Genomic DNA, 10,547 nt, shown 5'->3' with positions numbered 1-10,547 from the left:
CTCCCCCACCCCCGCCGCCGACACCTGCGACGTGAAGGGAAAGCCCGACGGCAAGGTCCTCCAGGGCTACTGGGAGAACTGGGACGGCGCCGCCAACGGCGTCCACCCGCCCTACGGCTGGACCCCCATCGACGACCCCGACATCCGCGCCCACGGCTACAACGTGCTCAACGCCGCCTTCCCCGTCATCCGCGCCGACGGCACGGCACTGTGGGAGGACGGCATGGACACCGGCGTGAAGGTGGCGACCCCGGCGGAGATGTGCGCGGCCAAGGAGTCCGGGCAGACGATCCTGCTCTCCATCGGCGGCGCCACGGCCGGCATCGACCTGAACTCGACCGCCGTCGCCGACCGCTTCGTCGAGACGATCGTGCCGATCCTGAAGGAGTACAACTTCGACGGCCTGGACATCGACATCGAGACGGGCCTGACCGGCAGCGGCGACATCAACCAGCTCTCCGCGTCCCAGTCCAACCTGATCCGCATCATCGACGGCGTCCTCGACCGCATGCCCGCCGGCTTCGGCCTCACGATGGCCCCGGAGACCGCGTACGTCACCGGCGGCACCGTCACCTACGGCTCGATCTGGGGCGCGTACCTGCCGGTCATCAAGAAGTACGCGGACAACGGCCGCCTGTGGTGGCTGAACATGCAGTACTACAACGGCAGCATGTACGGCTGCTCCGGCGACTCCTACTCGGCCGGCACCGTCGAGGGCTTCACCGCCCAGACCGACTGCCTGGACAAGGGCCTGGTGATCCAGGGCACCACGATCCGCGTCCCCCACGACAAGCAGGTGCCGGGCCTGCCCGCCCAGCCCGGCGCGGGCGGCGGTCACATGGCACCGTCCCTGGTCTCCCAGGCCTGGAACCACTACGACGGCTCCCTCAAGGGCCTGATGACCTGGTCCCTCAACTGGGACGGCTCGAAGAACTGGACCTTCGGCGACAACGTGAAGGCACTACAGGGCCGCTGACGTGCAAACGCCCGCCCCTCGCCCGACCGAGTCGGGCGAGGGGCGGGCGCAGGTCCCGGAGGCACCAGGGAGCAGAGCCCCGGTACCTCGACGGAAACGGACGTTCAGCAGCCGATCAGCCGGGAGGCGAGGTACCCCTCGATCTGGTCCAGCGACACGCGCTCCTGCTTCATCGTGTCCCGCTCCCGCACGGTCACCGCGTTGTCCTCAAGGGTGTCGAAGTCGACCGTGACGCAGAACGGCGTACCGATCTCGTCCTGGCGCCGGTAGCGGCGCCCGATCGCACCGGCGTCGTCGAAGTCGATGTTCCAGTTCTGCCGCAGCGCCTGCGCGAGCCCCTTCGCCTTCGGCGACAGCTCCGGGTTGCGGGACAGCGGCAGCACCGCGACCTTCACCGGCGACAGGCGCGGGTCGAGCCGCAGCACCGTGCGCTTCTCCAGCTTGCCCTTGGCGTTCGGCGCCTCGTCCTCGATGTACGCGTCGAGCAGGAAGGCGAGCATCGCGCGCCCGACACCGGCCGCCGGCTCGATGACGTACGGCGTCCAGCGCTCGCCGGCCTCCTGGTCGAAGTAGGAGAGGTCCTGGCCGGAGGCCTTGGCGTGCGAGGAGAGGTCGTAGTCGGTCCGGTTGGCGACACCCTCCAGCTCGCCCCACTCACTGCCGCCGAACTGGAAGCGGTACTCGATGTCGGCGGTGCGCTTGGAGTAGTGGGAGAGCTTCTCGGCCGGGTGCTCGAACCAGCGCATGTTCTCCTCACGGAGACCCAGGCCGGTGTACCAGTTCCAGCGCTGCTCCATCCAGTACTCCTGCCACTTCTCGTCCTCGCCCGGCTTGACGAAGAACTCCATCTCCATCTGCTCGAACTCGCGGGTGCGGAAGATGAAGTTGCCGGGCGTGATCTCGTTGCGGAAGGACTTGCCCATCTGCGCGATGCCGAACGGCGGCTTGCGGCGCGAAGTGGTCTGCACCTGGGCGAAGTTGGTGAAGATGCCCTGCGCGGTCTCGGGCCGCAGGTAGGCGACGGAGCCGCTGTCCTGGGTCGGGCCGAGGTGGGTGGAGAGCAGGCCGGAGAAGGACTTGGGCTCGGTGAAGGTGCCCTTGTTGCCGCAGTTGGGGCAGTTGAGGTCGGCGAGGCCGTTCTCGGGGGCGCGGCCCTTCTTCTCCTCGTAGGCCTCCTCCAGGTGGTCCGCGCGGAACCGCTTGTGGCAGGAGGTGCACTCGGTCAGCGGGTCCGTGAAGGTGGCGACGTGACCGGAGGCCACCCAGACCTCGGGGGCCAGGATCACGGAGGAGTCGAGACCGACGACGTCCTCGCGCGAGGTGACCATGTAGCGCCACCACTGGCGCTTCAGGTTCTCCTTGAGCTCGACACCCAGCGGCCCGTAGTCCCAGGCGGCACGCTGACCGCCGTAGATCTCACTGCAGGGGAATACGAAGCCACGGCGCTTGCTCAGGCTGACGATGGTGTCGATCTTGTCGGCGGCCACGGTGCTCTCTTCATTACGACGACGGGCGACGAAGCGAGGTGCTTCACAGAGAATGCTTCAGGTTACCGGCGTGGGTGACCCCACAGCCAAATCGGGGCCCGCCCCATGCCTCCCCTCGGTCCGGGGCGATTGTTGACAACGGTTTCCATATTTGTTGAAAATGGGTGTCATGAACGCACGACGACGCCGCATATCCGGCATAGCAGTCACCGCGGCCACCGCGATCGGCCTCGGCACCCTCTCCGCCTGCTCCAGCGACAGCTCCGCGGCGGGCACCGGGGGCAACACCGACAAGTTCGACGTCGTCGCGTCGTTCTACCCCATGCAGTACCTCGCCGAGCAGATCGGCGGGGACCACGTGAACGTCACCTCGCTCACCGAGCCCGGCCAGGAGCCGCACGACCTGGAGCTGAGCGCCAAGCAGACCGCCCAGATGGGCGAGGCGGACGCGGTGCTCTACCTGAAGTCCCTCCAGCCCGCCGTGGACGAGGCCATCGCCCAGTCCGATGTGAAGACCAAGATCGACGCGGCCACGCTGACGAAGCTCGAGGACCACGGCAACGTGGAGCACGACCACGACCACGGCGGCGAGGAGCACGCCGAAGAGGACGCGCACGCCGACGAACACGCGGAGGACGAGCACGCCGAGGAGGGCGAGCACGCCCTCGACCCGCACGTCTGGCTGGACCCGGTGAAGTACGCCGAGATCGCCGAGGGCGTCACCAAGGCCTTCGAGAAGGCCGACCCCGACCACGCGGACGACTACCGCAAGAACGCCGACGCGCTGGCGGAGAAGCTGACCGGCCTGGACACGGCGTTCAAGGACGGGCTGAAGAACACCGACTCCAAGGTCTTCTTCACCAACCACGCCGCCTTCGGCTACCTCGCCGAGCGCTACGGGCTCACCCAGGAGGCCATCAACGGCCTCGACCCGGAGAGCGAGCCCAGCCCCGCCCGCATCAAGGAACTCCAGACGGAGGCCAAGGCCGACGGCGTCACCACCGTCTTCTACGAGACACTGGTCTCCGACAAGACCGCGAAGACCCTCGCCAAGGACGCGGGCCTGAAGACGGATGTCCTCGACCCGCTGGAGGGCATCACCGACAAGTCCAAGGGCGACGACTACCTCGCGGTCATGGAGTCCAACCTCAAGGCGCTGGAGACCGCCCTCGGCGCCAAGTAAGCAGTACGACCGTTACGGAGGGACCTCGTGAGCGACGAGTCCGTCATATCCCTGCGCGGCGTCCGTGCCGAGCTGGGCTCACGCCCCGTCCTGCGCGGCATCGACCTCACCGTGCGCCGCGGTGAGGTCGTCGCGCTGCTCGGCGCCAACGGCTCCGGCAAGTCCACGGCCGTGCGCACCGTCATCGGCCAGGTGCCGGTGACGGACGGCGAGATCGAGCTGTTCGGCACCCCGCGGCGCCGCTTCCGCGACTGGGCGCGCCTCGGCTACGTCCCGCAGCGCACCACGGCCGCGGGCGGCGTCCCCGCCACGGTGAACGAGGTCGTCTCCTCCGGACGCCTGTCCCGGGCCCGCTTCGGCGTGCTGCGCAAGGCCGACCACGAGGCCGTGCGCCGCGCCCTCGACCTGGTCGGCATGGCGGACCGGGCCAAGGACTCCGTCAACGCCCTCTCCGGCGGCCAGCACCAGCGGGTGCTGATCGCCCGCGCGCTCGCCGCCGTACCCGAGCTGCTGATCATGGACGAGCCGATGGCGGGCGTCGACCTGGCCAGCCAGGATGTGCTGGCCGACACCCTGCGCGAGCAGGTCGCGGCCGGCACCACCGTCCTGCTCGTCCTGCACGAGCTGGGCCCGCTGGAACCGCTGATCGACCGGGCCGTGGTGCTCCGCGACGGCTGTGTCCTGCACGACGGTCCGCCGCCGAAGGCGGTCGGCCAGCACGCGCTGCCCGGCCACGACCACGTGCACCCGCACGCGCCCGCGGACGCCGAACCGGTCCGCACCGGACTGCTGAGCTGAGAAGGCGACGACCATGGAAATCCTGAACTACGCCTTCATGCAGCGGGCCCTGCTCGCCGCCGTCCTCGTCGGCATCACCGCGCCGGCCATCGGCATCTACCTCGTCCAGCGCCGCCAGGCCCTCATGGGCGACGGCATCGGCCACGTGGCGATGACCGGCGTCGGCCTCGGCTTCCTGCTCTCCTGGTCCCCGGTGTGGATGGCGACCCTGGTCTCCGTGCTCGGCGCCGTCCTCATGGAGCTGATCCGCTGGTACGGCAAGACCCGCGGCGACATCGCCCTGGCGATGCTCTTCTACGGCGGCATGGCCGGCGGCGTGATGTTCATCAACCTGGCGCCGGGCGGTTCCAACGCCAACCTCACCTCGTACCTCTTCGGCTCCCTGTCGACGGTCTCCGAGTCCGACGTCACCGCGATCTGCCTGCTGGCCGCCTTCGTGGTCCTCGTCACCCTCGGGCTGCGCCGCCAGCTGTTCGCCGTCAGCCAGGACGAGGAGTTCGCCCGGGTCACCGGCCTGCCGGTGCGCGTGCTGAACCTGCTGACGGCCGTCACGGCGGCGGTCACGGTGACGGTCGCGATGCGCGTCGTCGGACTGCTCCTCGTGTCGGCGCTGATGGTCGTCCCGGTGGCCGCCGCGCAGCAGCTCAGCCGCAGCTTCGCCGCCACCTTCGCGATCTCCGTCGCGATCGGCGTGAGTGTGACGCTCGGCGGCACGGTGACGTCGTACTACCAGGACGTGCCGCCCGGCGCGACGATCGTGCTGCTCACCATCGGCGCGTTCGTCGTGCTGTCGCTGCTGGCGACACCGCTGGCCCGCCGACGCGCGCGGGCACTCGCCGCGGCGGAGCACGCCGCGGATCCGGCGGAGTGCAAGATTCCGGCCACCCGGGAGGCCCGGGACGAGGTCGGCGTCTGACCGCGGGCCTGCCGGGCTGGCACAATGGCCCGGCAAGCCGCGTAGACGTGAGGAGGAATCCAGTGACCACCGCTGGACCGCCCGTGAAGGGCCGCAGCACCCGGCAGCGGGCCGCCGTGTCGGCGGCGCTCCAGGAGGTCGAGGAGTTCCGCAGCGCCCAGGAGCTCCACGACATGCTCAAGCACAAGGGCGACTCGGTCGGGCTCACCACCGTCTACCGCACCCTGCAGTCCCTCGCCGACGCCGGTGAGGTCGACGTCCTGCGCACCGCCGACGGCGAGTCCGTCTACCGCCGCTGCTCCACCGGCGACCACCATCACCACCTGGTCTGCCGCACCTGCGGCAAGGCGGTCGAGGTCGAGGGCCCCGCGGTGGAGAAGTGGGCCGAGGCCATCGCCGCCGAGCACGGCTACGTCAACGTGGCGCACACCGTGGAGGTCTTCGGCACCTGCGCGGACTGCGCGAGCGCCGACGGCTGAGGGGCGGAGCCCGCCCCGCCCCTCAGCGGCCGGACTACTCGGTGCGGCCCTCCATGGCGAGCAGCTCCTCGTTGGGGATGGCGCCGCCGAAGCGCCGGTCGCGGGAGGCGAACTCCAGGCACGCGCGCCACAGGTCCCGCCGGTCGAAGTCGGGCCACAGCACGTCCTGGAAGACCATCTCGGCGTACGCGCTCTGCCAGAGCAGGTAGTTGGAGGTCCGCTGTTCCCCGCTCGGCCGCAGGAACAGGTCCACGTCCGGCATGTCCGGGTAGTACAGGTACTTCGCGAGCGTCTTCTCGTTCACCTTCGCCGGGTCCAGCTTCCCGGCCCGCACGTCCTCGGCGAGGGCCTGCGCCGCGTCGGCGATCTCGGCCCGCCCGCCGTAGTTCATGCAGAAGTACAGCGTCAGCCGGTCGTTGTCCTTAGTCTGCTCCTGCGCGACCTGCAGCTCCTTGGCCACCGACTTCCACAGCCGGGGCATCCGGCCCACCCAGCGCACCCGCACCCCCAGCTCGTCGAGCTGGTCGCGGCTCTTGCGGATGAAGTCGCGGTTGAAGTTCATCAGGAAGCGCACCTCCTCCGGCGACCGCTTCCAGTTCTCCGTGGAGAAGGCGTAGAGCGAGATGTTCCGGACGCCGATCTCGACCCCGCCCTGGAGCACGTCGAGCACCCGCTCGGCACCGACCTTGTGCCCCTCGGTGCGGGGCAGCCCGCGTTCCTTGGCCCAGCGCCCGTTGCCGTCCATGACGATCGCCACGTGCTCCGGCACCAGCTCGCCGAGCCTGGGGGGCCGCGCGCCGGACGGGTGCGGCTCCGGCGTCCTGTACTCCCGGCGCTGCCGCCCCAGAATCCCGCGTACGGCCATGTCTCTCTCGTCTCCTCGTACGGTGCTTGCTGTGCTTGCTGTGCTTGCAGGTGTTCCTAGGACTTCTCGACGTACCGCAGGGAACGCAGGCCGCGCTCCAGGTGCCAGTGCAGGTACGCGGACACCAGCCCGCTCCCCTCCCGCACGTACCGCGGCTCGCACGCGTCCGCCGTGCCCCAGTCGCCCGTGAGCAGCGCCCCGAGCAGTTCCAGGGCCTGCGGCGAGGGTACGACGCTGCCGGGCACCCGGCAGTCCCCGCACACGGAGCCGCCCGACCCGACCGAGAAGAACCGGTTCGGACCGGGCATGCCGCACTTCGCGCAGTCCCCGAACGTCGGGGCGTAGCCGTTCACGGCGAGGGAACGCAGCAGGAACGCGTCCAGGACCAGGTTCGGCGCGTGCTCGCCCCGGGCGAGGGTGCGCAGTCCCCCCACGAGCAGCAGGTACTGCTGCACCGCCGGCTCGCCCTCGTGGTCCGTGAACCGCTCGGCCGTCTCCAGCATGGCGGTCCCCGCGGTGTACCGCGCGTAGTCCGCCACGATCCCGCCGCCGTACGGTGCGATCGTCTCGCTCTGTGTGCACAGCGGCAGACCGCGCCCGACCAGCTCGCTGCCCTTCGAGAAGAACTGCACGTCAACGTGCGAGAACGGCTCCAGCCGCGCCCCGAACTTCGACTTCGTGCGCCGCACCCCGCGCGCCACGGCGCGTACCCGCCCGTGACCGCGCGTGAGCAGCGTGATGATCCGGTCCGCCTCACCCAGCTTCTGGGTGCGCAGCACGATGCCGTCGTCGCGGAACAGACTCATGCCGCCCATTCTCGCGCATCCCTCAGGGCACCTCGCCCCGGCTCCGTGCGTTCTCGTACGCCGTCGCCGCGCTGAGCCGCTCGGCCGTGGTGGCATGGCGTACGTCACCCGGCTCGGCGTCCCACTCCCGCCCACCGCCGTACGGCCGCATCTGCACGTACGGCCCCTCGTGCCCTATGACGACGCCCACACGTCCGCTGCGGACGTCCACGGCGTGCGTCCCGACGGGCGGCGTCGTCATCATCGCAGCGCCGCCGCGAGCCGCTGTGCGGTCTCCACGGAACACCGCCCCAATTCGACGAGTGGACAGGGGGCCTCCCGCGCAAGACTCACCGGGTCGAGCCCGAGTGAGGGCAGAGTAATTCCGGCCTCCGTGAGCGCCGCGCGCAATTCTTTCACCGTGTCCTCCGCTCCTTCGACGCAGAGCGCCGAGTGTCGTGCTCCCACCGTGTTCCCTTCCCTTTACGGTTTCACTCTTCGTGTCCCCAGAATGCCGCTCCGTGTCTACACTCGACAGGAGTACGTGCACTACAAGGGCGGGTCAGGGCATGGGGGTTGGTTATGGCCAACGGTTCACGGCAGGCGGCTTGGGAGTTCTTCGGAACTGAACTGAAACGGCGACGAGAGGACGCCGGAATCACCCAAGTAGAGCTTGGGGCGCGGGTTTTCGTGTCCGGGGGCTACATCGGCCAGTTCGAACAGGCAATTCGGAAACCGCAGTTGGACGTGGCCCAACGGATCGACGACGCCCTGCAAACCGACGGTATTTTCGAGCGACTGTGCCGGAAGCTGATTGATGATCCTCGGTATGCGGATTACTTCGCGAAGGTGGCGGAGCTGGAGGGCCTGGCGACATCGATCTGTGAGTTCGCTCCGGCGCTGGTACCGGGGTTGCTCCAGACTGCGGACTACGCGCGGGCAGTCACACTCGCCATGAACCCCTTCGCATCGGACGAACACATCGAGGAGAAGGTGTCCGGCCGCATGGACCGGGCGAGGGTTCTGGCAGACACTACACGGCCCGTGTATTGGGTGGTCCTGCACGAGAACGTGCTGTGCATCCCGGTCGGCGGCCCATCGGCCATGGCCGAGCAACTGGAGCACGTCATCGCGCTGGCGCGGGCACGGACGGTGCTGGTGCAGGTGCTGCCACTCGCCGCCGGGGCACACCCGGCCATGACGGGGTCTCTGAAGCTCATGGAGTTCGAGGACGCTCCCCCAACCGCCTATACAGAAGCCGTGTATTCGGGGACTCTGCTGGACGATCCGCCCGTGGTGCATCGGATCCGCTCGGCATACGATCTGATCAGGGCCGCCTCACTGTCACCTGAGGCGTCTCTGGCCCGGATCACGTCGGCGGTGGAGGACCACAGACGATGCGCGAGTACGAGCTGAGCGAGGCGCGCTGGCGCAAAAGCAGCTACAGCGACGGCAATGGCGGCGACTGCGTCGAGACCGCCTACGACTTCCCAGGCGCCGCCCGCTGGCGCAAGAGCACCTACAGCGGCGGGAGCGGCGGCGAGGACTGCCTCGAAGTCACCGACGGAGTCCCCGGCGTCGTACCCGTCCGGGACAGCAAGGTGACCGGCGGCCCGGTGGTCGTCGTCGGGGCGTTGGCCTGGACGGAGTTCGTACGCACCGTTGGGGCCGCCCGCTTCCCCGCCCCCCGGCGCTGACGGCACGCACTCGCGCCTCGCATGCACGCCGCCACGGGCTCAGCGGCTTCCGGCCGGGGGTCGGTTGTCGGCGCGGGACGCGCATCAGCCTCGGTGGCGGCGGGACCGGTAGTCCATGGCTGCCGATGGGACACCATTGTCCCGCCTCCGCCCAAGGGGGACCCTTGGGACGTAAGGGCTCTCGGGTCGCAGGCGGCTGGGCCACCGCTTTCCTCGGGCCGCCCGCTCGCTTCTCACCCGTGACGCCCGGTCGTCACGGTCTCCCGGTTCCTGGCGACGGGGCAGCGGCCGGGCGCGGACCTGTACTGCCGTTAGCGGTTACGCCCGTACTGCCGTCAGCGGTTACGGGCGTAGGCGCGTGCGAGGGCGTGGAAGGCTTCCTTGGGTTCCCAGTGCCAGGGGGAGGCGGGGTCGTCGGGGTGGTCGCTGAGCGGTTTGGTGAGGGCGTAGCTCGCCATGTCCAGGTCGTGGAGCGGGTCGCCGGGGCGGTGGGGCGCGTCCGGGGTGAGGAACTCGAAGGCCATCGCCGCATACAGGCCCATCGACGTGAAAACCGCCAGCAGGTCCGTCAGGTAGGCGGCCTGGGTGCGCTCGCTGCGGACCAGGCCGCCCTTGATCTCGGGCGGGTCCTTGTCGTAGTCGACGACGGACCAGCCCATGCCGCCCGCCTGCGGCGCCCCCGCGTACGTGCACGTGCCGAACTCGGTGATCGCCAGGGGCTTGCCCCAGCGCAGGTGGCGGCGCAGCTCGCGGACGTAGGCGGCGGGATCGCGGTGGTAGGAGTAGTAGTCGATGCCGACCACGTCGAAGAGGGCCCAGTCGACGTCGTCGTCCTGGGCTGCGGCGTAGCTCAGCCGGCCGTCGAAGACGGAGCGCCCGACCGCCGCGGCCCTCGCGGTGAAGGCGTTCAGGCGGCGCTGCATCCGTTCGAAGTCCACGGTGCCGTTCTCGAGGTTCTCGACGCGTTCCAGGACCGTCTCCCCGGGGACGATGCCGGGGACGAAGAGCCAGAACTCGCAGCCGACGCTGAGCTCCACGCTCGCCCCGTGCCGGCGCAGCCGCTGCGCGAACCGGCCGCACTCGGCGAGGTGTTCCAGGATGTCGCGCTGCGGGGCGTCGCCGAGGGTCGGCTGGAGCCAGACGTGCAGGCCCTGTTCGGCGGCCTCGGCGGCGGTGGCGGTGAGGCGTTCGACGCCGTCTCCGGTGACGTCCAGCGTGTTGGCGTGCAGGTCGTGGCGGACGGCGCGGACGTCGGTGCGCATGCGGGCCGGGTCCCATGCGGTGGCCGGGGTCTCTCCCGCTCCGACCGTGTAGACGACGCCCCGGCGGGTCAGGCCCCGCCCCGGCCACCGCATGGGACC

The 10,547-nt window shown here is 69.8% G+C and carries 13 protein-coding genes; 7 read left to right on the top strand and 6 right to left on the bottom strand.

The annotated features are described in order from the left end of the window. Nucleotides 1-976: chitinase (locus tag HZS56_RS35840; protein WP_216724992.1), on the top strand; the 976-nt coding region annotated here is incomplete at its 5' end. Nucleotides 977-1,080: 104 nt separating this feature from the next. Here the strand turns inward: HZS56_RS35840 and HZS56_RS35835 are convergent. Further along, nucleotides 1,081-2,463 carry a glycine--tRNA ligase gene (locus HZS56_RS35835; RefSeq protein ID WP_216724991.1) on the bottom strand — a complete coding sequence of 461 codons (1,383 nt, stop codon included), beginning with the start codon at nucleotides 2,461-2,463 and terminating at the stop codon, nucleotides 1,081-1,083. 169 nt (nucleotides 2,464-2,632) lie between these two features. Here HZS56_RS35835 and HZS56_RS35830 point away from each other — a divergent pair, with 169 nt between their 5' ends. The 4 genes from HZS56_RS35830 to HZS56_RS35815 all read left to right on the top strand — a co-directional run bounded on the left by HZS56_RS35830 (nucleotide 2,633) and on the right by HZS56_RS35815 (nucleotide 5,839). Beyond that, entirely contained in the window at nucleotides 2,633-3,646 is a 1,014-nt protein-coding gene (locus HZS56_RS35830; protein ID WP_216724990.1) for a zinc ABC transporter substrate-binding protein, read from the top strand. Nucleotides 3,647-3,673: 27 nt separating this feature from the next. Beyond that, a complete protein-coding gene (locus tag HZS56_RS35825; RefSeq protein ID WP_216724989.1) occupies nucleotides 3,674-4,444 on the top strand; it encodes a metal ABC transporter ATP-binding protein in 771 nt (256 codons plus the stop codon). A gap of 13 nt (nucleotides 4,445-4,457) precedes the next feature. After that, nucleotides 4,458-5,360 (top strand): metal ABC transporter permease, encoded by a 903-nt coding sequence (locus tag HZS56_RS35820; protein WP_216724988.1) that lies wholly within the window; start codon nucleotides 4,458-4,460, stop codon nucleotides 5,358-5,360. A gap of 62 nt (nucleotides 5,361-5,422) precedes the next feature. Next, nucleotides 5,423-5,839, top strand: coding sequence for a Fur family transcriptional regulator (locus HZS56_RS35815; RefSeq protein ID WP_216724987.1), 417 nt, complete (start codon nucleotides 5,423-5,425; stop codon nucleotides 5,837-5,839). Nucleotides 5,840-5,873: 34 nt separating this feature from the next. Here HZS56_RS35815 and HZS56_RS35810 read toward each other — a convergent pair whose 3' ends face one another. The 4 genes from HZS56_RS35810 to HZS56_RS38985 are packed head-to-tail and all read right to left on the bottom strand — an operon-like array spanning nucleotide 5,874 to nucleotide 7,957. After that, nucleotides 5,874-6,704 carry an isoprenyl transferase gene (locus tag HZS56_RS35810; RefSeq protein WP_216724986.1) on the bottom strand — a complete coding sequence of 277 codons (831 nt, stop codon included), beginning with the start codon at nucleotides 6,702-6,704 and terminating at the stop codon, nucleotides 5,874-5,876. A gap of 56 nt (nucleotides 6,705-6,760) precedes the next feature. Beyond that, nucleotides 6,761-7,510: a DNA repair protein RecO gene (gene recO / locus HZS56_RS35805; RefSeq protein ID WP_216724985.1), complete on the bottom strand. Its 750-nt coding sequence runs from the start codon at nucleotides 7,508-7,510 to the stop codon at nucleotides 6,761-6,763. Nucleotides 7,511-7,532: 22 nt separating this feature from the next. Beyond that, on the bottom strand, nucleotides 7,533-7,754 hold the full coding sequence (locus HZS56_RS35800; protein WP_253915449.1) for a hypothetical protein: 222 nt from the start codon (nucleotides 7,752-7,754) through the stop codon (nucleotides 7,533-7,535). Then, nucleotides 7,751-7,957: a hypothetical protein gene (locus tag HZS56_RS38985; RefSeq protein ID WP_078535860.1), complete on the bottom strand. Its 207-nt coding sequence runs from the start codon at nucleotides 7,955-7,957 to the stop codon at nucleotides 7,751-7,753. Before HZS56_RS38985 ends, HZS56_RS35800 begins: the two co-directional genes overlap by 4 nt. Nucleotides 7,958-8,071: 114 nt before the next feature. On the opposite strand from HZS56_RS38985, the gene HZS56_RS35795 reads away from it, so the two are divergent. Beyond that, entirely contained in the window at nucleotides 8,072-8,905 is an 834-nt protein-coding gene (locus tag HZS56_RS35795) for a helix-turn-helix domain-containing protein (RefSeq protein ID WP_216724983.1), read from the top strand. After that, nucleotides 8,887-9,186, top strand: coding sequence for a DUF397 domain-containing protein (locus HZS56_RS35790; RefSeq protein WP_216724982.1), 300 nt, complete (start codon nucleotides 8,887-8,889; stop codon nucleotides 9,184-9,186). Before HZS56_RS35795 ends, HZS56_RS35790 begins: the two co-directional genes overlap by 19 nt. A 335-nt stretch (nucleotides 9,187-9,521) precedes the next feature. On the opposite strand, the gene HZS56_RS35785 is transcribed toward HZS56_RS35790, so the two are convergent. After that, nucleotides 9,522-10,541, bottom strand: coding sequence for a glycoside hydrolase family 113 protein (locus HZS56_RS35785; RefSeq protein WP_253915450.1), 1,020 nt, complete (start codon nucleotides 10,539-10,541; stop codon nucleotides 9,522-9,524). Nucleotides 10,542-10,547 lie beyond the last annotated feature (6 nt).

Origin of the sequence: Streptomyces mayonensis (assembly GCF_018982965.1) — a bacterium.
GTDB lineage: Bacteria > Actinomycetota > Actinomycetes > Streptomycetales > Streptomycetaceae > Streptomyces > Streptomyces mayonensis.
The sequence above is the reverse complement of the archived record's forward strand: the minus strand, read 5'-3'. Positions and strand labels throughout refer to the sequence as shown.

Coding starts and splice junctions, on each gene's coding strand:
- recO (WP_216724985.1), bottom strand. CDS start 7,510: ATGAGTCTGTTCCGCGACGACGGCATCGTGCTGCGCACCCAGAAGCTG.
- HZS56_RS35830 (WP_216724990.1), top strand. CDS start 2,633: ATGAACGCACGACGACGCCGCATATCCGGCATAGCAGTCACCGCGGCC.
- HZS56_RS35790 (WP_216724982.1), top strand. CDS start 8,887: ATGCGCGAGTACGAGCTGAGCGAGGCGCGCTGGCGCAAAAGCAGCTAC.
- HZS56_RS35820 (WP_216724988.1), top strand. CDS start 4,458: ATGGAAATCCTGAACTACGCCTTCATGCAGCGGGCCCTGCTCGCCGCC.
- HZS56_RS35785 (WP_253915450.1), bottom strand. CDS start 10,541: ATGCGGTGGCCGGGGCGGGGCCTGACCCGCCGGGGCGTCGTCTACACG.
- HZS56_RS35800 (WP_253915449.1), bottom strand. CDS start 7,754: ATGATGACGACGCCGCCCGTCGGGACGCACGCCGTGGACGTCCGCAGC.
- HZS56_RS35795 (WP_216724983.1), top strand. CDS start 8,072: ATGGCCAACGGTTCACGGCAGGCGGCTTGGGAGTTCTTCGGAACTGAA.
- HZS56_RS35810 (WP_216724986.1), bottom strand. CDS start 6,704: ATGGCCGTACGCGGGATTCTGGGGCGGCAGCGCCGGGAGTACAGGACG.